The organism is Vibrio sp. Isolate22, from assembly GCF_022398115.1.
In the GTDB taxonomy this organism is placed as follows: domain Bacteria; phylum Pseudomonadota; class Gammaproteobacteria; order Enterobacterales; family Vibrionaceae; genus Vibrio.
Genome location: NZ_JAKEUW010000003.1, coordinates 167,134 through 190,828, shown reverse-complemented (window position 1 = coordinate 190,828; position 23,695 = coordinate 167,134). Strand labels below are relative to the sequence as shown.

At 45.3% G+C, this 23,695-nt stretch carries 24 protein-coding genes; 19 read left to right on the top strand and 5 right to left on the bottom strand.

Annotated features, from left to right (window positions below; translation table 11 throughout):
* Window positions 1-284 precede the first annotated feature (284 nt).
* Entirely contained in the window at window positions 285-602 is a 318-nt protein-coding gene (locus L1D55_RS03710; protein WP_105025468.1) for a DUF3622 domain-containing protein, read from the top strand.
* Between the two features lie 171 nt (window positions 603-773).
* On the opposite strand, the gene L1D55_RS03705 is transcribed toward L1D55_RS03710, so the two are convergent.
* A complete protein-coding gene (locus L1D55_RS03705) occupies window positions 774-1,820 on the bottom strand; it encodes a succinylglutamate desuccinylase/aspartoacylase family protein (protein WP_239916545.1) in 1,047 nt (348 codons plus the stop codon).
* A gap of 272 nt (window positions 1,821-2,092) precedes the next feature.
* On the opposite strand from L1D55_RS03705, the gene L1D55_RS03700 reads away from it, so the two are divergent.
* Window positions 2,093-2,632 (top strand): DUF3332 domain-containing protein, encoded by a 540-nt coding sequence (locus L1D55_RS03700; RefSeq protein WP_004741496.1) that lies wholly within the window; start codon window positions 2,093-2,095, stop codon window positions 2,630-2,632.
* Between the two features lie 122 nt (window positions 2,633-2,754).
* Here the strand turns inward: L1D55_RS03700 and L1D55_RS03695 are convergent, their stop codons facing one another.
* On the bottom strand, window positions 2,755-4,227 hold the full coding sequence (locus L1D55_RS03695; RefSeq protein ID WP_061032565.1) for an aminoacyl-histidine dipeptidase: 1,473 nt from the start codon (window positions 4,225-4,227) through the stop codon (window positions 2,755-2,757).
* Window positions 4,228-5,288: 1,061 nt separating this feature from the next.
* Between L1D55_RS03695 and L1D55_RS03690 the strand changes: the two genes are divergently transcribed.
* From L1D55_RS03690 to L1D55_RS03620, 15 genes are all read left to right on the top strand, one after another.
* Window positions 5,289-6,578, top strand: coding sequence for an NCS2 family permease (locus tag L1D55_RS03690; RefSeq protein ID WP_239916544.1), 1,290 nt, complete (start codon window positions 5,289-5,291; stop codon window positions 6,576-6,578).
* A gap of 83 nt (window positions 6,579-6,661) precedes the next feature.
* Complete coding sequence (gene tet(34) / locus L1D55_RS03685) at window positions 6,662-7,126, top strand: oxytetracycline resistance phosphoribosyltransferase domain-containing protein Tet(34) (RefSeq protein WP_004741499.1); 465 nt, start codon at window positions 6,662-6,664, stop codon at window positions 7,124-7,126.
* A gap of 89 nt (window positions 7,127-7,215) precedes the next feature.
* Complete coding sequence (gene frsA, locus L1D55_RS03680; RefSeq protein WP_105025465.1) at window positions 7,216-8,469, top strand: esterase FrsA; 1,254 nt, start codon at window positions 7,216-7,218, stop codon at window positions 8,467-8,469.
* Window positions 8,470-8,612: 143 nt separating this feature from the next.
* Window positions 8,613-9,002, top strand: a complete 390-nt coding sequence (crl, locus tag L1D55_RS03675) for a sigma factor-binding protein Crl (RefSeq protein ID WP_171367899.1) — start codon at window positions 8,613-8,615, stop codon at window positions 9,000-9,002.
* A 76-nt stretch (window positions 9,003-9,078) separates the two neighbouring features.
* Entirely contained in the window at window positions 9,079-10,263 is a 1,185-nt protein-coding gene (proB, locus tag L1D55_RS03670; protein ID WP_171367898.1) for a glutamate 5-kinase, read from the top strand.
* A gap of 108 nt (window positions 10,264-10,371) precedes the next feature.
* A complete protein-coding gene (locus L1D55_RS03665; RefSeq protein WP_239916543.1) occupies window positions 10,372-11,622 on the top strand; it encodes a glutamate-5-semialdehyde dehydrogenase in 1,251 nt (416 codons plus the stop codon).
* Window positions 11,623-11,777: 155 nt separating this feature from the next.
* Complete coding sequence (nrdR, locus tag L1D55_RS03660; protein WP_008218648.1) at window positions 11,778-12,227, top strand: transcriptional regulator NrdR; 450 nt, start codon at window positions 11,778-11,780, stop codon at window positions 12,225-12,227.
* Window positions 12,228-12,267: 40 nt separating this feature from the next.
* Window positions 12,268-13,350: a bifunctional diaminohydroxyphosphoribosylaminopyrimidine deaminase/5-amino-6-(5-phosphoribosylamino)uracil reductase RibD gene (ribD, locus tag L1D55_RS03655; protein WP_239916542.1), complete on the top strand. Its 1,083-nt coding sequence runs from the start codon at window positions 12,268-12,270 to the stop codon at window positions 13,348-13,350.
* 66 nt (window positions 13,351-13,416) lie between these two features.
* A complete protein-coding gene (locus L1D55_RS03650; RefSeq protein ID WP_008218644.1) occupies window positions 13,417-14,073 on the top strand; it encodes a riboflavin synthase in 657 nt (218 codons plus the stop codon).
* Window positions 14,074-14,181: 108 nt separating this feature from the next.
* Window positions 14,182-15,291 carry a bifunctional 3,4-dihydroxy-2-butanone-4-phosphate synthase/GTP cyclohydrolase II gene (ribBA, locus tag L1D55_RS03645; protein ID WP_239916541.1) on the top strand — a complete coding sequence of 370 codons (1,110 nt, stop codon included), beginning with the start codon at window positions 14,182-14,184 and terminating at the stop codon, window positions 15,289-15,291.
* Between the two features lie 281 nt (window positions 15,292-15,572).
* On the top strand, window positions 15,573-16,043 hold the full coding sequence (ribE, locus tag L1D55_RS03640; RefSeq protein ID WP_004741508.1) for a 6,7-dimethyl-8-ribityllumazine synthase: 471 nt from the start codon (window positions 15,573-15,575) through the stop codon (window positions 16,041-16,043).
* Window positions 16,043-16,510: a transcription antitermination factor NusB gene (nusB, locus tag L1D55_RS03635; protein ID WP_004741509.1), complete on the top strand. Its 468-nt coding sequence runs from the start codon at window positions 16,043-16,045 to the stop codon at window positions 16,508-16,510. The genes ribE and nusB overlap by 1 nt, the downstream gene beginning before the upstream one ends.
* A 78-nt stretch (window positions 16,511-16,588) precedes the next feature.
* On the top strand, window positions 16,589-17,563 hold the full coding sequence (gene thiL, locus L1D55_RS03630; RefSeq protein ID WP_239916540.1) for a thiamine-phosphate kinase: 975 nt from the start codon (window positions 16,589-16,591) through the stop codon (window positions 17,561-17,563).
* Window positions 17,563-18,069, top strand: a complete 507-nt coding sequence (gene pgpA / locus L1D55_RS03625; RefSeq protein ID WP_239833528.1) for a phosphatidylglycerophosphatase A — start codon at window positions 17,563-17,565, stop codon at window positions 18,067-18,069. The genes thiL and pgpA overlap by 1 nt, the downstream gene beginning before the upstream one ends.
* Before the next feature lie 24 nt (window positions 18,070-18,093).
* Window positions 18,094-18,453 carry a putative quinol monooxygenase gene (locus L1D55_RS03620; RefSeq protein ID WP_008218634.1) on the top strand — a complete coding sequence of 120 codons (360 nt, stop codon included), beginning with the start codon at window positions 18,094-18,096 and terminating at the stop codon, window positions 18,451-18,453.
* Between the two features lie 117 nt (window positions 18,454-18,570).
* On the opposite strand, the gene dxs is transcribed toward L1D55_RS03620, so the two are convergent.
* The 3 genes from dxs to xseB are packed head-to-tail and all read right to left on the bottom strand — an operon-like array spanning window position 18,571 to window position 21,623.
* Window positions 18,571-20,454: a 1-deoxy-D-xylulose-5-phosphate synthase gene (gene dxs / locus L1D55_RS03615; protein ID WP_239916539.1), complete on the bottom strand. Its 1,884-nt coding sequence runs from the start codon at window positions 20,452-20,454 to the stop codon at window positions 18,571-18,573.
* A gap of 21 nt (window positions 20,455-20,475) precedes the next feature.
* Window positions 20,476-21,360, bottom strand: a complete 885-nt coding sequence (ispA, locus tag L1D55_RS03610; protein ID WP_239916538.1) for a (2E,6E)-farnesyl diphosphate synthase — start codon at window positions 21,358-21,360, stop codon at window positions 20,476-20,478.
* A 20-nt stretch (window positions 21,361-21,380) separates the two neighbouring features.
* Window positions 21,381-21,623, bottom strand: coding sequence for an exodeoxyribonuclease VII small subunit (gene xseB / locus L1D55_RS03605; protein ID WP_004734405.1), 243 nt, complete (start codon window positions 21,621-21,623; stop codon window positions 21,381-21,383).
* A 297-nt stretch (window positions 21,624-21,920) separates the two neighbouring features.
* Here xseB and pomA point away from each other — a divergent pair, with 297 nt between their 5' ends.
* Both pomA and L1D55_RS03595 read left to right on the top strand, forming a co-directional pair.
* Complete coding sequence (gene pomA / locus L1D55_RS03600) at window positions 21,921-22,685, top strand: flagellar motor protein PomA (protein ID WP_004741515.1); 765 nt, start codon at window positions 21,921-21,923, stop codon at window positions 22,683-22,685.
* A 12-nt stretch (window positions 22,686-22,697) separates the two neighbouring features.
* Window positions 22,698-23,645: a flagellar motor protein MotB gene (locus tag L1D55_RS03595; RefSeq protein WP_102426134.1), complete on the top strand. Its 948-nt coding sequence runs from the start codon at window positions 22,698-22,700 to the stop codon at window positions 23,643-23,645.
* Window positions 23,646-23,695: the final 50 nt, after the last annotated feature.

Sequence of the window (23,695 nt, the reverse complement as noted above, 5' to 3'; positions counted from 1 at the left end):
GGTTAGACGACTCATTTATCTCTGTTTGAGCATAGTTCATTTCATGGTTGTCGATGAAATGAGGCTGAAATTGTGAGGGATTAGAGGCTGTTGAGTGCTTAAAAATGAGCCGCAAACGATTTGCAGCACTAGAGTGTGATCCGCTGCAAATATTTGCAGCAATATTCGTTGATTTGTGCTCTAATACCGCGCTTACCAAGGGATGGTGTTAAAAGGTGCTCACTTAGATGGAGTTATCAAAGTTGACCGATCCCTTAATGATCTCCCTTAGGAAAAAATAGAACATGTCTAAGAACAAAAAATTTGATATCCGCCTTACAGAAAAACGCAACGGCTGGTGTGCAGAGATTACTCGTCAAGTAACGTCTCGCAGCACAACAGTATCTAAGCGTGAGTCTGGTTTCGAAACAGAAGCGCTTGCAAAAGAGTGGGCTGAGAAAGAGCTAGCATCTTTCATCGCAAACCAAGCTGAACGTAACGAGCGTAAAGCGGAACAACGTAAAGAGCGCGATGAACTACGTCACGCTAAAGAGCTTAAAGCTGAGCAAGCACGTGAAGCACGCGCTAAAGCTCGTGCAGAAGAGCAAGAAGACGCTGAGTAATTCGGTGCACGATTAATTTATAGGTCTCTTAATTTTAAGATAAGGGAGTTATAAAAAAGCCCCAATATAGTCACCTATATTGGGGCTTTTTCGTTTGTGGAGTTCGTTGCTATTTGCTTAAGAGCGACGGTTTTGGCTTCTTGCTTTTTACATCGCTCTCTCAAGCCTTAATCAGTTGTTTAGCGTAGTTAACCAATCGTCTTCTGCTACTTCTTCAATGTAGCTTTCTACGGTTTGTCCTACTTCTTCATCGTCTTGCTTGAAGTAAGCGATGTGGAACACAGCATCACCTTCGTTCACCAAAGGTAGAGTTTGTTGGCCAATCACGATACCGCCTTTAGTCGTGATAACTTGGCTCTCTTGGTGACCTAATGGAGAACTGATGTAAGCAAGCGTTTGTCCTGCTTCAACTTGTTCACCCAGTCTTACCATGTTACGCAAGATACCGTCTGACTCTGCTCGAATCCAGCTAGTGGATTTGCTTAATACTGGTTCTGGCAGCTTCTTACGGTTCGGGCGCAGCATGCCGATTTCTTTCATTACTTGGTGAATGCCAAGGTAGCCTGCTCGAATCGCTAGGTGATCAAAGCGTAGCGCCTCACCACCTTCGTATGTCAGTACTGGAATACCTAACTTTTCCGCTTCGCTTCGCAGTGAACCATCACGCAGTGGTGAGTCGATGATCACCGGTGTCGCGAACGCTTTTGCGATACGCATGGTCTCTGGGTTCGAAAGGTTCGCACGAATTTGTGGCAAGTTCGTACGGTGAATCGCACCCGTGTGTAGATCCAGAATGAAATCACAGTGCTTAGCCACGTTCTCGAAGAAAGTGTAAGCGATACGCGATGTTAGCGATCCTTTCTCACTACCAGGGAAACAACGGTTTAGGTCGCGACGGTCTGGTAGGTAACGAGACTTATGAATGAAGCCGAATACGTTAACGATCGGCACGACAATCAATGTCCCTTTCAATTTCTTAGGATCAATCGCATTGGTGAGCTGGCGTGCAATCTCAACACCATTTAACTCATCACCGTGAATCGCAGCGTTTACCATCAGTGTTGGACCTGCTTGGCGACCGTGAATGACTTCAATCGGGATCGAAAGTGGAGAGTGCGTGTAAAGCTGAGCTGCTTGCAGTTCAATCTCCATTCGCTGTCCTGGCTGAACAGTAGAACCAAGTAATTCGAATGGTTGATTAGGTTTTAGTCTTGCCATTTAGGTTGTTCTCAACATGGTGATAATTCGTTAACACGGAATGTAGCAATCGTTGATTTTTAGTACGAATCAATCGGTTTACGGTAACGACAAAACTTTTTTGTGGAGGCGTATCGGGAACGGTATTCCATGGATGGCGGCCTGTTTGGAATGCACCTTTTATTTGTAAGGTTTCTGACAATTTATTGATTTAACTCTGATAATTGTGTTTTTGGCACTTGATATTATCCATCGCCATTTTCTGGCGGCCAATTTCAAATATCGAGACGAAAATGAAAAAAACAATTTCAAAAGTTGTAGCACTTGCAGTGGTATCTGTTGCTTTATCTGGCTGTGTTGGTAGCAATGCAGTAACCGGTTACCTAATGAAGTTCAACCTTAAAGCCGTTGATAACCGTTACGCACGTGGCGGCTTAAACTTACTGTTGGCACCGGCTTACGGTCTGACGGTTGCAGCGGATTACCTAGTATTTAACTCTCTAGAATTCTGGACAGGTAGCAACCCACTAACGGGTGCACCGCATATCTTTGATACTAAGGTTGATACTTACATTGATATTAACCATCAGCTAGATCCGTCTCTAACGGAAGCGCCTGTAGGCCCAATCACTAATGTAAATATGATCGAAAAAGGTCAGATGCAGCAGATTGATGAAAACACTATCCAAATGGACATCACTTACCAATCTGGTGAGCGAGCGACACTAATCGGTGTTCGTGATGGCGAGATGGTGACGTACTTCATCGATGGCGAAGTGGTTGCACAAACTTCAATTGATGAGCTAGAGAGCTACGCAGCTTCACGCGCTTAATGTCTTAGCTGTTCGCAAAGCTTAGATACAAAAACAGGTACTCAATGAGTACCTGTTTTATTTTGTGTCGATGAGTAGTATTTACCGCGAAATCCTATCTATCGAAAACATAATGGTTCAAATTATGCTTTTTCTGGGATTGCTTCTAGCAGAGCAACCATTTGGTTCCAGAATAGCTCAACCGTATCAATCTTCACTTTCTCATCTGGAGAGTGAGGGAACTTGATAGTCGGGCCGAAAGAAACCATATCCATGTTCGGGTAAGGTTCTTTGAATAGACCACACTCAAGACCAGCATGGATAACCATGATGTTTGGCTTGTGACCGTAGATACCTTCGTACATGTCGCGGAAGATGTGCATGATTTCTGAATCTGCGTCTGGCTTCCAACCTGGGTAAGCGCCAGAGAATTCGATGCTCGCACCAGCAAGCTCTGCTACAGAGTGAAGCATGCTTTCAACTTGGCTACGGCCAGAGTCGATCAGAGAGCGGATTAGGCAAAGTACTGTAATTGAGTTCTCTTCAGTTGTGATAACACCCACGTTTAGAGATGTCTCAACAACACCTTCAATCTCATCACTCATACGAATCACACCGTTTGGCGCCGCGTTAAGTGCTGCGATGAAGCGAGCTTGGTCAGCAGCTGCAAGTGCGCCCATTTCAACTGAAGCTTCTTCGTTGAAAGTCACAATGCTGTCTTCTACTTTACCTAGCTCTGTTGAAAGAAGCTCCGTGTAGTAGTTGTATAGCGAAGCCAGTTTCTCTTGGTTTGCCGCTGGAACAGCAACAGTAACGAAACCTTCACGAGGAATCGCGTTACGTAGGCTACCACCTTTGAATTCTACGATGCGTAGGTCTAGCTCTTTTGCGTGACCAGCCAGGAAGCGAGCAAGTAGTTTATTCGCGTTCGCGCGACCAGTGTGGATGTCACAACCTGAGTGACCGCCTTTTAGACCTTTAAGCGTAAGCTTGCGAGTCACGAAATCTGCTGGGATTGCAGTACGAGCAACATCAAATGTCATTGCGCCGTCGATACCGCCAGCACAACCCATGTACACTTCGCCTTCTTGCTCTGAATCGGTGTTAAGAAGGATGTCGCCTTCTAACCAACCCGCTTCAAGACCGAATGCACCTGTCATACCTGCTTCTTCGTCTACAGTTAGTAGAACTTCGATTGGGCCGTGCTTGATTTCGTTTGATGCAAGAACCGCTAAGCATGATGCCATACCCATGCCATTATCTGCGCCAAGCGTTGTGCCTTTTGCAGTAACCCACTCACCGTCGATGTACGGTTGGATTGGGTCTTTAGTGAAGTCATGAACCGTATCTTCGTTCTTTTGTGGAACCATATCGATGTGAGCTTGTAGCACAACACCTTTTTTGTTTTCCATGCCCGGCGTCGCAGGCTTTTTGATGAATACGTTGCCCGTTGGGTCACGGCGTACATCTAGCCCTTGCTCTGTTGCCCAAGCAATAATGTATTGAGCAAGCTCTTCTTCATGCTTAGAAGGGTGTGGGATTGAGCAAATCTTATCGAAGAACTGCCAAATAGGGGCAGGGGATAATTTACTGATCTCAGAATGGAATTCAGACACGGATGACTCCTTTTTTATTTGATAACCATATATTTAGGCTTTCTATGGGTATAAACATAGAGCAAAAACCTAAAATATAGGTCTGTTTTGATGCCGACAGCATACCATTAGAGTGTTTTGACGAGTAGCGCTTCTAAACCTGAAATGCTTCAAATTTTGAACGCCATCTTGTTCATTTGATCTTGTATAAGTGCTCTGATGCTTATAAAAGATGCAAGCAAACGTTTGTTTAAGTCTGTTTTGTAATTTTATTACGAGATTAAGTTTGAAAATAACCCGCGATGGTCAAAAGTGTGATCTGAAGCAAAAAATTCTTGTAATCTTTTTTCTTTAAGGTATATTTGTAACCAACTTCTGAAGTGAAGAGTAAATGCTCAAAGGATGAGTCCGTTTATCGCCTCCAAGGAACCGAGAAATCAAATTCGTTTTTTATTGATTTATTAAGGTGATAGTTATGAAAGGTTTACCATCTGCAATGTTCTGGCTTAACAACTCTGTTTACACTAGCAACTTTGCATACCCTACAAGCTTTGGTTACTAATACCATAAGCATGTAACTCGAACAGTTTTGTTCCCCCCTATATATTGGAATTCTCTTACAACCCTTTTGGTTGACAGATTCTACCGCCACTCAGTTTTGAGTGGCGTTTTTTTTGCCTGCTACTTTTATCCTCAGCTTTGATTCGTCATCTATCAACGACTATGCTCGGTTGTTTTTTAAACAGCAAAATGTCAATTTGAGCCTTATTACCAATCCTGTTGAAAATCGGACAACTCTTGTGGGTTTGAATTGGCAAATTTAGCGCCAGATTCTTAATGAAAATAACTGATGGTTGAAAAAGTAATCAAATAAATACGACCATTAAATTGTTTTTAGTCTATTGTTTTTAATGTGTATTTTTCTTTTTAGATGTAATTTTTAATCGCTTGGTTTCATACGTCATTCTGATAAATATTATTTAGAGCCTTAATTCTATCTGGAATTTGTTATTTGATAACTTTATAATCCACAGCCAATCGATTACGCAACCGTTTACTTTTTACCCTTATAGGATTCGATAATGTTCGAAAAGCTATTCAAACTCAGTGAAAACGGCACCAATGTGCGCACTGAAATCATCGCAGGTCTAACAACCTTCCTAACAATGGCTTACATCATTTTTGTAAACCCAATGATCCTAGCTGATGCTGGTATGGACCACGGCGCTGTATTTGTAGCAACCTGTTTAGCGGCTGCTATTGGCTGTTTCATCATGGGCTTTGTTGCTAACTACCCAATTGCTCAAGCTCCTGGTATGGGGTTGAATGCCTTCTTTACCTACGCGGTTGTGATGGGCATGGGTTACACCTGGCAAGTTGCTCTAGCGGCAGTGTTTGTTTCGGGTGTGATCTTCATCTTCTTGAGCATCTTTAAGATCCGTGAATGGATTATCAACTCGATTCCTATGTCTTTGCGTGTAGGTATCTCTGCGGGTATCGGTCTTTTCCTAGCGTTTATCGCACTTAGCAATGCTGGCATCGTGGTTTCTAACCCTGCAACTAAAGTATCACTTGGCGACATTACTGCTATTGCTCCTATCCTTGGTGCTCTTGGTTTCTTCCTTACTATTGCCCTTGTACACCGCGGTGTGAAAGGCGCAGTAATGATTGCAATTCTCGCTATTACAGCTCTTGGCATTATCATTGGTGACGTTCAGTACGGCGGTATCATGTCTACACCACCAAGCCTTGCTCCGACTTTCATGCAGCTTGATTTCTCTGCAGTATTTGAAATCGGTATGATCTCTGTTGTATTTGCTTTCCTATTCGTCGACTTATTCGATACAGCGGGTACGCTAGTGGGTGTTGCTACAAAAGCGAACCTAATTAAAGAAGATGGCAAACTACCTCGCCTGAACAAAGCACTGCTTGCTGACTCAACAGCAACGTCTATCGGTGCTCTTCTAGGTACATCGAACACGACTTCATATGTAGAGAGTGTTTCTGGTGTTGCTGAAGGTGGTCGTACTGGTCTAACGGCTGTTGTCGTGGGCGTACTTTTCCTTCTTGCTCTTTTCTTCTCACCACTTGCAGGTATGATTCCGGCGTACGCAACATCAGGCGCGCTTTTCTATGTAGCAATTCTGATGATGTCTGGCCTAGTTGGCATTGATTGGCGTGATCTTACGGAAGCAGCACCAGTCGTGGTAACATGTCTACTTATGCCGCTGACGTACTCTATTGCTGAGGGTATCTCACTAGGTTTCATCGCTTACGCTGCAATTAAGCTGCTAAGTGGTCAAGGTCGCGACGTTTCACCTGCTGTGTGGATCATGTCGGTAATCTTTATTCTTAAATACATTTTCGCTTAATCGTCTAGATTTCTGCTTAAACGCTGAAGAGGCTATGTTTGGCATAGCCTCTAATAACATGAAAAATTATTAGGTTTTATACTATGAGCAACAAATTCGTTATCACTTGGGACAACATGCAGACTTACTGCCGTCAACTAGCAGAAAAGCAAATGCCAGCAGAGCAGTGGAAAGGTATCTGGGCTGTAAGCCGTGGTGGTTTGGTTCCTGGTGCAATCTTGGCTCGTGAACTGGGTATTCGTCACGTAGATACGATTTGTATTTCTAGCTACGACCACGATCACCAACGTGATATGACTGTCGTTAAAGCACCTGAAGGTGACGGCGAAGGTTTCCTAATCGTTGAAGATCTTGTTGATAGTGGTGACACTGCACGTAAGCTTCGCGAAATGTACCCTAAAGCTAAACTGATCGCTGTATGTGCTAAGCCTTCTGGTGCACACCTACTAGACGAGTACATTGTTGATATCGCTCAAGACACATGGATTGAGCAACCTTGGGATACTAGCCTAAGCTACGTTGAGCCAGTAAATCGCAAGTCAAAATAAGCGTAAACTTAGTTTTTTGAGAAATGACCCTTTATAGGGTCATTTTTTTTTATATTATTAGTGAAAATCATTTCTTATTAAGTATCCCAATGTCTGAACCAGAAGAAACGAGCTCGAACCTTTCGGAAACCTTGTTTGTAAAACACAAGCAGGCCAAAGAGACCTCAATGCTGACACAATACATGCCAAGCTCTGAAGCGTTATTGGATGAGAAGCGTGAACAGCAAAACTCATCATGGTACCGAAACCTAAGACGTCTTCAGTGGGTATGGCAAGGCGTGAACCCTATTGAACAAGAAGCTGTACTGGCTCGAATCGCGTCGTCAGACAACTCTCGTACTACCGATGAGTGGTTAGACACCGTGATGGGATACCGCAGTGGTAACTGGGCTTATGAGTGGACCAAGTTGGGTATGTTGCATCAGAACCGCTCCAATGAAAAAAGCGGTGAAGAGGTGGCTGAAGAGCTGTTCTCGGCCTCTTTATGTTTCAGTATTGCAGGTTACCCGCATCTAAAAAATGACAACTTGGCAGCTCAGGCCCAAGTGTTAGCAAACGCAGCCTATTCTGAAGCGATTAAGCACACTAAGCTGATTGTTAAGCAGATTGAGGTGCCTTACCAGAACAAAAAAATCAAAGCCAACCTACACCTAGCGAAAACCGACAAGCCTCAACCTGTTGTAATCGTGAGTGCTGGTTTAGATAGCTTACAAACGGACATGTGGCGTTTGTTTAGGGATTATCTGGCGCCAAAGAACATTGCGATGCTTACCGTCGATATGCCATCGATAGGGCACAGCTCTCACTGGCCATTAACTGAAGATTCTTCGTGCCTACATCAGGCGGTATTGAATGAGCTGCCAAATATCCCATGGGTTGATCACCATAAAGTGGGTTTGTTTGGTTTCCGTTTTGGCGGCAATGCGATGGTGAGGCTGTCATTTATCGAACAACAGAAGATCAAAGCGTGTATCTCTCTTGGCGCGCCAATCCACGATATCTTTGTGCATGCCGATAAACTGAAGCAAATGCCGAAGATGCATTTAGACGTACTGGCTTCTCGTTTAGGTAAAGGCGCGGTTGATATCAATAGTCTTTCTGGTCAGTTGATGGCGTGGTCTTTGAAGGTGCAAGGCCTGTTGTCGAACAGCAAAACCAGTGTTCCTATCTTAGCGTTAGCCTTAGAAGGCGATCCTGTGTCACCGCCAATGGATAATCAACTGGTTGCTATTTACAGTGATTACGGCAAGGCAAAGAAAATCAAATCTAAATCAATTACACAAGGTTATGAGCAATCCCTCGAATTAGCGATAAAGTGGCTTGAGGATGAATTATTTAGATGACATTTCTCCTAAATTAGTTAAGCATGAAAAGTGTACAGATTAAGTACCTGATACTCAGAGAAAATTTATAAATCCAACTGCGTGGTTTCAACGTATTGCAGTCTGAGTAACGTCATTCTTAACATTGAAAACGGAGATTCAATATGTCAGAAGTGACACAAGAACCAACACATTATCGCTTGTTAAACGTTTTAAAGGCTATCGGTCCTTATTTGAGAGAGCCGCAATCAGAAGAGGGCCACTATATTTTTGATTGCTTATCAGTGTGTGTTAACGATAAAAAATCACCAGAAGAGCGTGAGTTCTGGGGCTGGTGGATGGAGTTGGACAAGTCGGAAGAGGGGTATTCGGCGAAGTACAACATTGGTAAATACAACATTGAAGGCCAGTGGGATTCACTACCTCTGCCTAAAAAGGCGGTTGCTGAGGTCACTAGAACTCAAGAAGCCTTCCACCAAAAACTGGTTGATGAACTTCAAAGTAAGTTTGAAATCAGCATCCAATTAGACGAAGAGTCTGTCGAATTCGTCTGATTTTAAAGGTTACTCTTCTATATAAAGTAAAAAGGTGCGATTTCGCACCTTTTCTGCTTGTGAATTCCCCTGTTGATTGCTAAAACATCACCTCTTATTTGTTTTATCCATAAAAGACTTCATGACAACAAATCATCAAAGCGGGACAACAGCGCAGCGTAAAACTGTCGTTGTTAAACTGGGTACCAGTGTCTTAACTGGTGGAACATTGGCATTAGACCGTGCTCATATGGTTGAGCTGGTTCGTCAATGTGCTGAATTAAAAAAACAAGGCCACTCTGTGGTTATGGTTTCGTCTGGCGCAATTGCAGCAGGACGTGAGCACCTTGGTTACCCCGCACTTCCCAACTCAATGGCGAGCAAACAGTTGCTTGCTGCAGTTGGGCAAAGTCAGTTGATTCAAGTTTGGGAGTCTTTATTCGCTATCTATGGCCTTAAGATTGGCCAGATGCTACTGACTCGTGCTGATCTTGATGACCGTGAGCGCTTTCTGAATGCTCGTGACACGATCAACGCACTCGTTGAGCACGATATTATTCCTGTCGTGAATGAAAACGACGCGGTCGCGACCAACGAAATCAAAGTGGGCGACAACGATAACTTGTCGGCACTGGTTGGTATTTTATGTGGCGCTGATAAGCTTTTGCTACTGACAGACCAAAAAGGTCTATTTACTGCAGACCCTCGCAAAGATCCAAATGCAGAGCTCATCAAAGAAGTCAAAACCATTGATGACACGCTGCGTAAGATTGCAGGCGGTAGTGGCACGACTTTAGGTACCGGTGGTATGGCGACAAAACTGCAGGCGGCGGACATTGCTCGTCGTGCTGGTATTGAAGTTATCATTGCAGCAGGCAGTGCTGAAAATGTGGTTTTTGACTCTTTGAGTGACAATCCGCAAGGCACACGTTTCTTGCCGTTAGCTGAGGCGCTTGAAAACCGTAAGCGTTGGATTTTAGCTGGCCCAGCTTCTGCTGGTGACATCGTGGTTGACGATGGTGCGGTGAATGCCGTTAACACCAAAGGCAGTAGCTTGTTGGCAAAAGGGGTGGTTCGAGTTAAAGGCGAGTTCTCTCGTGGTGAAGTCACCCAAGTCACAGACAGCAAAGGCAAAGTAGTCGCGCGTGGTATCGCTAGCTACTCAAGCCAAGACCTGGCAAAAATAGCAGGCAAGCACAGTAAAGATATTGGCGACATCCTTGGTTACGATTACGGGTCAGAAGTCATTCACCGTGATGACCTTGTAGTCATCCAAGAATAGTTCGAGATGACGAGGCGATGAACGGCGCATCTGGCTTTTGCACTAGATGTAGGTAGTACGCATCGCTTCTTTCATCCAAAGACAGACAGAATTTAGGGAGAGTTAAACGTGGATTTAACTAACATGGGTATCGCAGCAAAAGAAGCTGCTTTTCACCTAGCGACCGCATCAACGGCGCAAAAGAACAAGGCATTGGCGATCATCGCTGATGAGTTAGAAGCAAATGCTTCCGCTATCTTAGAAGCGAACGCGAAAGACATCGAACTGGGCCGCGAAGCGGGTCTAACGGAAGCACTGCTTGACCGTCTACTTCTGAATGAAGAACGCTTAACTGGCATCGCTAACGACGTTCGTAACGTGATTAGCCTGAACGATCCTGTGGGCAGCGAAATCGACAGCAAGGTACTGGAAAACGGTATGTCACTGTCTCGTCGTCGTGTACCTCTTGGTGTTGTTGGTGTTATCTATGAAGCTCGCCCGAACGTAACGATTGATATTGCGGCACTGTGTCTGAAAACAGGTAACGCAAGCATCTTGCGTGGTGGTAAAGAGACCTTCTTCTCGAACATGGAACTGGTAAAAGTTATCCAGTCTGCACTAGAGAAAGCGGAGCTTCCTGCTGCTTCTGTTCAATACATTGAAAAGCCAGATCGTGAGCTTGTTTCTCAGCTGCTTAAGCTAGATGACTACGTAGATATGATCATCCCTCGTGGTGGCGCTGGTTTACATAAGATGTGTAAAGAGAACAGCACTATTCCGGTTATCATCGGTGGTTTTGGTATCAGCCATATTTTCGTTGATGAGAGCGCGGATCTTGAGAAGTCTGTCGATGTGGTTGAAAACTCAAAAGTACAACGTCCATCAGCATGTAACTCATTAGATACTTTGCTTGTTCATGAAGCGGTAGCTGAGGAGTTCCTTGGCAAGCTTAAAACACGTCTAGCGGATAAAGTGACATTAGTAGCAGACTCAAGTGCGAAGGCACTGCTTGCTGATTTCGCTGACGTGCGTGATGCAGGTGAAGATGACTTTGACACCGAATGGCTAAGCTACACACTTGGCGTAAAAGTGGTTGCAGATGTTGCAGAAGCGATTGACCACATGCGCGTACATAACGCGAGCCATTCAGATGCGATCATGACTAATAGTTTGGAGAGCTCTGAGCGTTTCATTAACTCTGTAGGCTCAGCAGCCGTGTACGTGAATGCATCAACTCGCTTTACTGATGGTGCACAGTTTGGTTTAGGCGCAGAAGTAGCAGTCTCTACTCAGAAATTGCACGCTCGTGGCCCTATGGGCTTAGAAGAGCTGACCAGCTACAAATGGGTGGGTAAAGCGAATTATCTTGTTCGCGGTTAATGCTTTTCGTTAACTTTACTCTGCAGCTCATTTAAAAATTGCTATCGCGTAGCAATAATCAATGAATCAGCACACAAAAGGGCCTTAATTGGCCCTTTTTCTTTCCTAACGTTTGGCAATTCCGTTACACTGATATTCAATTATTTGGAGGTGATATGCATTGTCCTTTTTGTTCAGAGAACGACACTAAAGTAATCGATTCAAGACTGGTTGCTGATGGCCATCAGGTTCGTCGTCGCCGTCAATGCCTTGCATGTAGCGAGCGTTTCACTACGTTCGAATCGGCAGAACTTGTGATGCCGAAAGTCATTAAGTCGAATGGTAACCGCGAACCGTTTAACGAAGATAAGATGGTTGGTGGTGTGCAACGTGCTCTGGAAAAACGCCCTGTGAGTGCTGATGCGATCGAACTTGCTATCAGTAATATTAAGTCACAACTCCGTGCAACAGGTGAGCGTGAAGTTCCAAGCGAAATGATTGGTAACCTAGTCATGAGCCAATTAAAAGAGTTAGACAAAGTCGCGTACATCCGTTTTGCTTCTGTTTACCGCAGCTTTGAAGACATTCGAGAGTTTGGCGAAGAAATCGCTAAATTAGAGGATTAATTCCTCAGTCATGTCTAACTTCTCTCCCCTAGATTTTCAAATGATGTCGCGTGCTATCCATTTAGCGAAACGCGGCATTTACACTACTGCGCCAAACCCAAATGTCGGTTGTGTGATTGTACAAACCGATGGACAAATTGTTGGTGAAGGCTTTCACGCCAAAGCGGGTGAACCTCACGCCGAAGTGCATGCCATGCGAATGGCGGGTGATAAGGCAAAAGGTGCGACGGCTTATGTCACACTGGAACCTTGTTCTCATTATGGTCGTACACCACCGTGTGCCGAGGGCTTGATTAAGGCTCAAGTGGCGAAAGTCATTTGCGCGATGCAGGATCCAAACCCGAAAGTCGCTGGCCGTGGCATCAAAATGTTGCGTGATGCAGGTATCGAGGTTGAAATCGGTTTACTGGAACAAGATGCTTTAGACTTGAACCCAGCATTTATTAAGCGCATGCAAACAGGCATGCCTTTTGTTCAGCTTAAGATGGCAGCCAGCCTCGATGGACAAACGGCACTAGCAAATGGTCAAAGCCAGTGGATCACATCGCCAGCAGCGCGTCGTGATGTTCAAAATTATCGAGCAAAGGCGGGTGCAGTGTTATCAACCAGCCAAACGGTGATTGATGATAACGCTTCACTGAATGTTCGCTGGGCTGAATTACCAAGTAGCGCACAAGCTCATTATGCTGAAGCTGACGTGCGTCAGCCTGTTCGTGTGATTCTTGATCGTCAAAACCAACTGCGCCCTGAGCTCAAGTTATATCAATCGCCAACACCCGTATTAAGAGTCGCAGAGTCGTCTGCTGATATTGAGGTCGATACTACTGATGCAGGTCAGCTAGATTTACACGATCTGATGCACCAATTACCTGCCAATCATATCGACCATATTTGGGTCGAAGCGGGGGCAACATTGGCAAAAAGCTTGATTGAAGCACAGTTGGTGGATGAGCTAATCCTTTATTTAGCTCCTAAACTTATGGGCAGTGACGGAAGAGGTTTGATGGGCGCGTTAGGGCTCACTTCGATGTCTGATGTTATTGACCTAGAAATTAAAGATGTTCGACAAGTTGGTGTGGATATTCGCATCGTAGCGAAGCCCGTATTACTAAACCGACAGTAACGAAACGATAGTGGAAATAAATCCGCGCCCTAGATAGATGTCGTTGACAACAAAAAGAGTTTTAAAATGTTTACAGGAATTGTAGAAGCCGTAGGTACATTGAGTGCAATTACTCCCCGCGGAGAAGACATTACCGTAACGGTTAACGTAGGTAAGCTTGATATGGCCGACGTTCAGTTAGGTGATAGTATTGCTACCAATGGTGTGTGTTTGACGGTCGTCGAATTTAACGACCACAGCTACAGTGCAGACTTGTCACTTGAGACCCTGAAGAAAACCGGTTTTGTTGATTACCAAGCGGGTGACAAAGTGAACCTAGAAAAAGCGATGCTACCGACGACACGTTTTGGTGGTCATATCGTATCGGGTCACGTAGATGGTGTAGGCGAGATTGTTGAGCGCAACCAAGTAGGCCGTGCGATTGAGTTCTGGGTCGAAATGCCCGCTGAAATCTCAAAGTACGTTGCTCAAAAAGGCTCGATTACCGTCGATGGCATTAGTCTTACTGTGAACGATTTACGTAAGAATGCATTTAAGCTGACGATTGTTCCTCATACCTCCTCAGAAACCACCATCGATCAATTCCATGTTGGTCGTAAAGTGAATCTAGAAGTGGATGTGTTAGCGCGCTACATGGAGCGCCTACTGCAAGGTCAGCAACAAGAGTCTGAACCTGAATCTCGATTGACGATGGAATTCTTACAACAGAATGGTTTTGCCTAATCGCTGATATGAAGTGCGCTGAGTGTCACTTTGTAGAGCGAAGCAATATCATCAGGTTTAAATAGTGTCGGTTCTAGGAAGCAGAACCATTTCAAAGGATATAGAACAATGCCAATTAGTACTCCTCAAGAAATTATTGAAGACATTCGCCTAGGAAAAATGGTTATCCTGATGGATGATGAAGATCGCGAAAATGAAGGCGATCTGATCATGGCAGCAGAACATGTGACGCCAGAAGCGATTAACTTCATGGCGATGTACGGCCGTGGTTTAATCTGCCTAACCTTGACTAAAGAGCGTTCAAGCCGCATGGGGCTTGCGCCTATGGTTCAAGACAACAACGCACAGTACACCACGAACTTTACTGTTTCGATTGAAGCTGCTGAGGGTGTAACTACGGGTATTTCTGCGTCTGACCGCGCTGTGACGGTTCAAGCAGCTGTTGCGAAAGATGCAAAAGCAGCTGACCTTGTTCAACCTGGTCACATCTTCCCGCTAACAGCCCAAGAAGGTGGTGTTCTAACTCGTGCAGGTCACACTGAAGCGGGTTGTGATTTAGCACGTTTAGCGGGTTGTGAGCCTGCGTCGGTTATCGTTGAGATCCTAAATGATGACGGCACCATGGCTCGTCGCCCAGATCTTGAAGTGTTTGCTGAAAAGCACGACATCAAGCTAGGCACGATTGCTGACTTAATCGAATACCGTAACAACACAGAAACCACGATCGAACGTGTTGCACAGTGTCATCTACCGACTGAGTTCGGTGACTTTGAGCTCGTGACTTACCGTGACACTATCGACAACCAAATCCACTACGCAATGCAAAAAGGTAACCTAACGGGTGAAGCACCACTGGTTCGTGTTCACCTACATGATACCTTCACCGATCTGCTTCATTCTGATCGTGGTACTGAGCGTAGCTGGTCGCTAGATAAGGCGATGAAGCGCATTGGCGACGAAGGTGGTGTTTTGGTTATTCTGGGCAACGAAGAGTCGTCTGATTCTTTGATTCACAAAGTGAAGACATTCGAAGCTCAAGATAAGAATGAGCAACCAACTATGGCTAAGAAGCAAGGCACTTCTCGTCGCGTTGGTGTCGGTTCTCAAATTCTACAAGACCTAGGCGTTCATGATATGCGTCTATTGTCTTCAAGCACTAAGCGTTACCACGCTCTTGGTGGTTTTGGTCTAAACGTTGTTGAATACGTTTGTGAGTAACTACTTACATACTAGTTTAATAACAACATAAATTTATGATGATTTGAGTGGCTCTTTTGGTTCGAAATAGGACCAAAAGAGCCAAGTCGCTGAGCCTGACTTTTGTCGTGTCAAACGTTGGCGCTTAGCGACTTGCTGTTCCCAAATGGTTGGGAGCGAGGCTTGGTTATCATCTTTACATCTCCGGTGTCTGTTCTTCTAAATTAGCATTAGATATTGCTCACAGTTTTATGCTAGAATCCGGCGATTCTCACTTGATGAAAATAGTTAAAGGAAGGCTTATGAAAGTGATCGAGGGTGGCTTCCCAGCGCCAAATGCAAAAATTGCTATCGTTATTGCTCGTTTCAACAGTTTTATTAACGAAAGTTTACTTTCTGGTGCAATCGATACTTTAAAACGTCACGGACAAGTAAGCGAAGACAACATCACTGTTGTTCGTTGTCCTGGTGCAGTAGAACTTCCACTTGTAGCGCAGCGCGTTGCAAAAACGGGTAAGTTCGACGCGATTGTATCTCTTGGTACAGTAATTCGTGGCGGTACGCCTCATTTTGACTATGTTTGTAGTGAATGTAATAAAGGTTTGGCGCAAGTGTCTCTGGAATACTCTCTTCCAGTAGCATTCGGCGTACTAACCGTTGATACGATCGATCAAGCTATTGAACGCGCAGGAACCAAGGCTGGTAATAAAGGTGCAGAAGCTGCACTAAGCGCACTTGAGATGATCAACGTTCTTTCTGAAATCGATTCCTAATGGGGGCCAGTGTGAAACCAGCCGCACGTCGTAACGCACGTCAATTTGCTCTACAAGCAATTTATTCTTGGCAAATTACTAAAGAAAATATTGCTACCGTTGAAGAACAGTTCTTATCTGGTGGTAAGTATGATGAAGAAGAAAATCATGCTGCAGAACCTGCACTTGCTATGCCAGAAACAGACGTTGCATACTTCCGCGACCTACTAACTGGTGTTGCTCTTAGCCACATGGAACTTGATAGCAAGCTTCGTCCATTCGTATCTCGCCCGATGCAAGATTTGGACTTAATGGAACTTGCTCTTCTACGTTTAGCTATGTACGAGATGACTCGTCGCGAAGATGTACCATACAAAGTGGTTATCAACGAAGCTATCGAGCTAGCGAAAGTATTCGCAGCAGAAGACAGCCATAAGTTTGTGAATGGTGTGCTTGATAAAGCAGCGCCACACGTACGTAAGAAGTAATCTCTACGTATATTGAATCTAAAGGTCAGCTTTCATGCTGGCCTTTTTTGTAAGTAAATTCCAAAGATAGGGCATGTGATGTCTGGTGAATTCAACCTAATCGATAAATATTTCGTCAATCGACAGCCTCAACGTAAAGACGTACACCTCGCCGCTGGTGATGACTGCGCTTTGGTGAAGGCCCCAAGTAATGTTGAGATCGCGATCAGCACAGACACCTTAGTCGCGGGCACTCACTTTCTAGCAGAAGCAAACCCGGCTTGGGTCGCGCACAAAGCATTAGCCTCAAACATCAGTGATCTGGCTGCTATGGGCGCAACGCCGGCGTGGGTCTCTTTTGCCTTAACTATGCCAGAAGTGGATGAAGCGTGGTTAGCGCCGTTCTGTGACTCTTTCTTCAAACTGGCAGATTACTTCGGTATTCAGTTAATTGGTGGTGATACTACGAAAGGGCCACTAAGCCTGACATTGACAGTGCAAGGCTTTGTACCAGAGGGGAAAGCCCTGCGCAGAGACGGTGCCAAGGTTGGAGACTGGATTTATGTGACAGGCAATCTGGGCGACAGCAAGGCTGGTCTAGAGGTTCTATTAGATCCAACAACAAACCAATCTAAGCCGTATGCGAAAGAGCTTGAAGAGAGACACTACATCAGTTCTCCACGAGTGTTAGCTGGCCAAGCGCTTGTCAATCTTGCTTCATCGGCAATTGATATCTCAGATGGTGTCATCTCGGATTTGAAACACATCCTTAAGCGCTCAGAGGTTGGTGCAAGCATCGACGTGAGTACCTTACCTATCTCCCCTGAATTACTCCAGTTTGCCCCAGATATCGCTACAGCGCAGCAGTATGCCCTGACCAGTGGTGAGGAGTATGAGCTTTGCTTTACCGTGCCGGAAGAGAATAAAGGTTCATTGGAAAGTGCTTTGTCACACACTGGAACAAAAGTCACCTGTATTGGTCAAATAAGACCTGTAGAATACTTTGAACTACACAATAATGGTGAACCGTTAAGTTGGAGCTTAACAGGTTACGATCACTTTAAGGTTAATTGATGACAAACCCACTATCTGCAATCTCTCTTAAGAACCCTTGGCACTTACTAGCGACGGGTTTTGGCAGTGGCTTATCGCCTATTATTCCTGGAACCATGGGGACACTTGCATCGATTCCTCTTTATCTATTATTGGTTCAGTTGCCTTTCCCAGCTTATGTAGCGGTGGTCGTGGTAAGCTGCATTATTGGTATCAAAATCTGCCAAGTGACGTCTGATGATATGGGTGTTCACGATCATGGTTCTATCGTATGGGATGAGTTTGCGGGCTTTTGGATCACCATGAGCCTAGTACCAATGTTGAGCATTCCTGCCGATGATTGGAAATGGCTACTGACAGGTTTTGTTCTATTCCGCTTCTTTGACATGGTAAAACCGTGGCCGATTGGCTGGTTAGATGCCCGAGTTCATGGCGGTTTAGGCATCATGATTGATGATATTGTGGCAGGTGTTATGGCGGCAATTTCGCTATATGCTGTGGCCCATTTCGCAGGTTGGCTAGTTTAAATAAAGATAAAACAAGGAATTACAATGTCTAAGAAGGTTTACTGCATCGCTCAATTTCAGCCTAAAGAAGGCAAACTGAATGAGCTGTTTGAGGTATTAAAAGCACTAGAGCCAAACACTCTGCGTGAAGATGGCTGTATTCAATACACAGTAACTCGCCACATTCAGAGCCCGTTTGCGGAAGGTCAGAGCTTCCCGATTGCTTTCAACGAAATCTGGGCGGATAACGAAGCGTTTGAAGCGCACTGCCAACGTCGTGAAATTCAACAGTTCTTCCAAGAGCAGTGTGTTGATGAAACAGGTTTAGTTGAGAACTTTAATGTTGCTATCTACTCTGACGAACCTGAGAACTACGATGCGCCTGTTCTTAAGCCGTGCTGCTAATTTGCTGTAACAACTGATTTAAACAGTAGCTAGCTAATAAGTTAGCGGATACTAAAAAGGTTGACCCTAGGGCCAACCTTTTTTTGTTTTGTTGCTTATGCAGTTTGCTACTGAAAGCTATTTAGCAAGGTAGTCAGAGATAGACTTCTCAATACCTTTCGCGTCTAAGCCTAGCTCTTCATGCAGCTCACCTTGAGTGCCTTGAGCAATGAACTTGTCTGGTAGGCCAAGGTTCAGTACTGGCATTAGCAGTTTCTTTTGCATCAAGAACTCAATAACACCTGCACCTGCACCACCGGCAATCGCATTTTCTTCGATTGTTACCAGTACATCGTGGTCAGCCGCAAGTTGTTTGATTAGAGCTTCATCTAGCGGCTTAACAAAGCGCATGTCTGCAACGGTGGCATCCATTGGATCAGCAGCTTGAAGTGCGTTTTCTAGGAAAGTACCAAAGCTTAGGATAGCAACCTTAGCACCATCTTTTGCTTTTGAGCTTTCACGAACGATGCGGCCTTTACCAATCTCAAGTGCAGTAAACTCACTTTGGATTTCTGTGCCCATGCCATTACCACGAGGATAACGAACTGCACTTGGTCCATTGTGCTGGTGGCCAGTGTACAGCATTTGACGACATTCGTTTTCGTCGCTTGGTGCCATGATCACCATGTTTGGAATGCAGCGCATGAAGCTTAAGTCGAACGCACCTTGGTGTGTCTGACCATCGGCACCTACAAGACCTGCGCGGTCAATCGCGAACATAACCGGTAGATCCATGATAGCCACATCGTGGATCAGTTGATCGTAGCCACGTTGTAGGAAAGTCGAGTAGATAGCCACAATCGGCTTATCACCCGCAATCGCCATACCCGTTGCTAGCGTCACGGCGTGCTGCTCAGCAATCGCTACATCGAAGTATTGATCTGGGTATTCTTTAGAGAAACGCACCATGCCAGAACCTTCACGCATAGCTGGCGTGATCGCCATCAGCTTAGGATCTTGTGCTGCCATATCACATAGGAAATCGCCAAAAATCTTAGAGAACGTTGGCTTAGAGCTAGTGCTCTTAGGCAGGCTTGAGTGTGCAGGATCGAATTTAGGTACGCCGTGGTAACCAATTGGATCTTTCTCTGCTGGCTCGTAGCCTTTACCTTTCTTAGTCATGATATGCAGGAACTGAGGACCTTTTAGATCTCTCATGTTCTTTAGCGTTTTAATCAGCTCGTTTACATCGTGGCCGTCTACTGGGCCGATGTAGTTAAAGCCGAGCTCTTCAAACATGGTGCCAGGAACAACCATGCCTTTCAGGTGTTCTTCTGTACGACGAACTAGCTCTTTAATCGGCGGAACGCCAGATAGCACTTTCTTGCCGCCCTCACGAATAGACGTGTAAAGACTGCCAGAAAGAACTTGAGCTAGGTGGTTATTAAGCGCACCTACGTTTTCAGAGATAGACATCTCGTTATCGTTTAGGATAACCAGCATGTCATTGTGAACATCACCCGCGTGGTTCATGGCTTCAAATGCCATACCAGCAGTAATCGCACCGTCACCAATCACGCTCACAACTTTGCGGTTCTTACCTTCTTTCTTGGCACTGATCGCCATGCCGAGAGCAGCACTGATCGATGTTGATGAGTGACCAACAGAAAGAGTGTCGTACTCGCTCTCTTCACGCCATGGGAATGGGTGCAGTCCGCCTTTTTGGCGGATAGTCGACAGGCGGTCACGGCGACCGGTAAGAATTTTGTGCGGGTATGCTTGGTGGCCAACATCCCAAACCAATTGGTCAAAAGGAGTGTTGTACACATAGTGCAGAGCGACAGTGAGCTCTACCGTACCTAAGCCTGATGCTAAGTGACCACTTGATTGGCTCACTGAGTTGAGAAGATAGGTGCGTAATTCATCACAAAGCTGTGTCAGCGTCTCTTTTGGGAGAAGACGCAAATCCTCTGGCTTATCAGCCAAAGCAAGAGTTGGGTACTTTGATATATCAAGAGTCATAGGTAATGCGCGCTTATTGTCTTAGTTCTTGCGCTCGATGACGTATCGGGCGAACTCTTCGAGTAACTGGGTATTGTATGGGATCGCAGCCAAAGCTTGAAGCGCTTCCTGCAGCAGAGATTGCGCTTTTTCTTGAGCGCCCTCTAAACCTAGCAAAGAAGGGTAGGTACTTTTGTTCAAATCTTGGTCAGAGCCCTGTGGTTTACCCAAAGTTTCGGTGTCGCCAATGATATCCAAGATATCGTCTTGAACTTGGAAGGCTAATCCGATGGCATCTGCGTACTTATCTAATTGAGGCAGCACCTCGAATGCTTTTTCACCTGCAGCCAGCGCACCTAAACGGATTGCGCTCTTCATAAGAGCACCGGTTTTATTGCGGTGAACTTCTTCCAGCTCTTCAAGCGTCACTGCGCGGTTTTCAGCTTCGATATCGAGTGCCTGACCGATACACATACCTTGAGCTCCAGAGGCTTCAGCTAAGCGTTGAATCATTCGAACGCGGTTGCTTTCACCATTAGCACTTAATGTGCCTTCTGCAAGTATAGTAAATGCGAGAGTTTGTAGTGCATCGCCGGTTAAAATAGCCGTCGCTTCATCGAATTTTATGTGACAAGTCTGGTGGCCACGACGCAGTTCGTCGTCGTCCATTGCTGGAAGGTCATCATGAATCAGAGAATAGGCATGAATACATTCGACTGCAGAAGCTGGAGTATCGAGTTCTTCCGCGGTGCAACCGAGCATTTCCCCTGTAATATAGACAAGAAATGGACGCGCGCGTTTGCCGCCTAAAAGTAACCCATAACGCATTGCGTTGATCAGGTTCTGATTTTGGTGTGGCAGGCGGTCAAGCCAAAGGTTCAGTTGCTCGTTATTACGTGCTTGATAAGACAATAAAGTCTCGATCATAGGGGATCTCATACAATTCGTTATTCTGGTTGTGGGTTAAAGTCACTCAGTTCTGCATTTTCGTCATTTTGCAGTAGGATGCTAACACGTTGTTCTGCATCGTTTAGTTTACTTTGACCTGCACGAGCGAGGGAGATACCTCGTTCGAATTTTTTCAGCGCATCATCTAAAGCTAGATCACCGTTTTCTAGTTGATCAACCAAGCCATCGAGCTCTTCGATTGCCGCTTCAAAGCTCATATTTTCAGGTTTCTTAGTAGCCATAATAAATCTGCGTTTGGAAAGATGAACGAACGTTACCCTAGGGCGTTCAGATGGTCAAATGTAACCAATAAATTTTGCTAGAAAGTTCGTTTTTAAGAGGCTTGAAGCCACTTTCCTTTAATAACCCTACCTTTCTCGAGTTTATGGCTGTTCGAGAACGGGGAAGCAGGTAATAGTTGTGATACAAAAAACAAAAGTGTGATACTTAGGCCAAGAATTTACTAAAAGATCTTATAGTCTTGCCGATAAAAGGATTATCGTCGACATAGAGCTACAAAAAAGCATGAGGAGTGCTCAGTGGATTTAGCAACCCTAATAGGTTTGATTGGTGGATTTGCCTTTGTAATCATGGCAATGATCCTAGGTGGAAGCCTCGGGATGTTCTATGACACGACATCCATTTTGATCGTGATTGGTGGTTCAACGTTTGTTGTTCTAATGAAGTTCACCATGGGACAGTTCTTTGGTGCGGCTAAAATTGCCGGCAAAGCATTTATGTTTAAAGCCGATGAGCCTGAAGACCTTATCGCTAAGATTGTTGAAATGGCGGACGCAGCACGTAAAGGTGGTTTCTTAGCTCTGGAAGAGATGGAAATAAGCAACAGCTTTATGCAAAAGGGCATCGACCTGTTGGTTGATGGTCATGATGGTGATGTAGTGCGTGCTGCATTACAAAAAGACATTGCGCTAACGACAGAACGTCATGAGCAGGGCGCGAAGGTGTTCTCTGCATTTGGTGATGTTTCCCCTGCGATGGGTATGATCGGTACCTTGGTTGGTCTGGTTGCCATGCTTTCGAACATGGATGACCCTAAAGCGATCGGCCCTGCGATGGCGGTTGCACTTTTAACCACCTTGTATGGCGCAATTCTATCGAACATGGTGTTTTTCCCAATTGCAGACAAACTGGCGCTGCGTCGTGACCAAGAGACACTGAACCGTCGTTTGGTGATGGACGGTGTGCTGGCTATCCAAGATGGTCAAAACCCACGAGTTATTGATGGTTACCTGAAGAGCTACCTGAATGAAGGTAAGCGTACGATTGATGGTGAACCTGCGTAAGAGGAGTTGAAGATGGATGAAGAGAATCCATGTAAATGTCCTCCTCCGGGGTTACCTCAATGGATGGGAACATTTGCTGACTTGATGTCACTGTTGATGTGTTTCTTCGTACTTCTACTCTCATTCTCTGAGATGGATGTACTGAAGTTCAAACAGATCGCTGGCTCGATGAAGTTCGCATTTGGTGTACAGAACCGTTTAGAAGTAAAAGATATCCCGAAAGGGACTAGCATCATTGCGCAAGAGTTTCGCCCTGGTCGTCCAGAGCCTACGCCGATTGATGTGATCATGCAGCAAACGATAGATATCACTCAGCAGACGTTGGAATTTCATGAAGGTGAATCTGAGCGCGCTGGTGGTACCATGCGTGACCAAGGCAAGATGACCGGAGGCAAGTCGCCAGAGGTATCGACTCACGATAACCAAAACTCTGAGTCCGACCAGCAGCAACAGCAAGCCGAAGCTCAATCGCAAGAGATGGAAACCTTGATGGAAAGCATCAAGAAGGCGTTGGAACGAGAAATCGACCAAGGCGCGATTGAGGTAGAAAACCTTGGTCAACAGATTGTGATTCGAATTCGTGAGAAGGGAGCATTCCCATCGGGCTCTGCTTTCTTGCAGCCTAAGTTCCGACCTTTGGTGAGACAGGTGGCTGAATTAGTGAAAGATGTTCCGGGCATTGTTCGAATCTCTGGGCATACTGATAACCAACGTCTTGATTCTGAGCTATATCGCTCGAATTGGGATCTGTCCTCTCAGCGAGCGGTATCTGTTGCTCAAGAGATGGAAAAGGTTCGCGGATTCTCTCATCAACGTTTGAGAGTACGTGGTATGGCGGATACTGAGCCTGTAGAGCCGAATGATACTGAATGGCAGCGTAGCCTGAACCGTCGCGTCGAGATCAGTATCATGCAAGGTGAGCCACTTTACAGCGATGAAGTTCCAGTGATTTCTGAATAGTACCGAGCTACAAGTTAAGCTGAGTTATCAAATTAACCAGAAAGCCCAAC

Excerpts from the sequence above, each read along its gene's own strand:
- L1D55_RS03710 (WP_105025468.1), top strand. The coding sequence starts at position 285 with ATGTCTAAGAACAAAAAATTTGATATCCGCCTTACAGAAAAACGCAAC.
- L1D55_RS03705 (WP_239916545.1), bottom strand. The coding sequence starts at position 1,820 with ATGGCAAGACTAAAACCTAATCAACCATTCGAATTACTTGGTTCTACT.
- L1D55_RS03700 (WP_004741496.1), top strand. The coding sequence starts at position 2,093 with ATGAAAAAAACAATTTCAAAAGTTGTAGCACTTGCAGTGGTATCTGTT.
- L1D55_RS03690 (WP_239916544.1), top strand. The coding sequence starts at position 5,289 with ATGTTCGAAAAGCTATTCAAACTCAGTGAAAACGGCACCAATGTGCGC.
- frsA (WP_105025465.1), top strand. The coding sequence starts at position 7,216 with ATGTCTGAACCAGAAGAAACGAGCTCGAACCTTTCGGAAACCTTGTTT.
- crl (WP_171367899.1), top strand. The coding sequence starts at position 8,613 with ATGTCAGAAGTGACACAAGAACCAACACATTATCGCTTGTTAAACGTT.
- nrdR (WP_008218648.1), top strand. The coding sequence starts at position 11,778 with ATGCATTGTCCTTTTTGTTCAGAGAACGACACTAAAGTAATCGATTCA.
- ribD (WP_239916542.1), top strand. The coding sequence starts at position 12,268 with ATGATGTCGCGTGCTATCCATTTAGCGAAACGCGGCATTTACACTACT.
- L1D55_RS03650 (WP_008218644.1), top strand. The coding sequence starts at position 13,417 with ATGTTTACAGGAATTGTAGAAGCCGTAGGTACATTGAGTGCAATTACT.
- ribBA (WP_239916541.1), top strand. The coding sequence starts at position 14,182 with ATGCCAATTAGTACTCCTCAAGAAATTATTGAAGACATTCGCCTAGGA.
- ribE (WP_004741508.1), top strand. The coding sequence starts at position 15,573 with ATGAAAGTGATCGAGGGTGGCTTCCCAGCGCCAAATGCAAAAATTGCT.
- nusB (WP_004741509.1), top strand. The coding sequence starts at position 16,043 with ATGGGGGCCAGTGTGAAACCAGCCGCACGTCGTAACGCACGTCAATTT.
- thiL (WP_239916540.1), top strand. The coding sequence starts at position 16,589 with ATGTCTGGTGAATTCAACCTAATCGATAAATATTTCGTCAATCGACAG.
- pgpA (WP_239833528.1), top strand. The coding sequence starts at position 17,563 with ATGACAAACCCACTATCTGCAATCTCTCTTAAGAACCCTTGGCACTTA.
- L1D55_RS03620 (WP_008218634.1), top strand. The coding sequence starts at position 18,094 with ATGTCTAAGAAGGTTTACTGCATCGCTCAATTTCAGCCTAAAGAAGGC.
- dxs (WP_239916539.1), bottom strand. The coding sequence starts at position 20,454 with ATGACTCTTGATATATCAAAGTACCCAACTCTTGCTTTGGCTGATAAG.
- ispA (WP_239916538.1), bottom strand. The coding sequence starts at position 21,360 with ATGATCGAGACTTTATTGTCTTATCAAGCACGTAATAACGAGCAACTG.
- xseB (WP_004734405.1), bottom strand. The coding sequence starts at position 21,623 with ATGGCTACTAAGAAACCTGAAAATATGAGCTTTGAAGCGGCAATCGAA.
- L1D55_RS03595 (WP_102426134.1), top strand. The coding sequence starts at position 22,698 with ATGGATGAAGAGAATCCATGTAAATGTCCTCCTCCGGGGTTACCTCAA.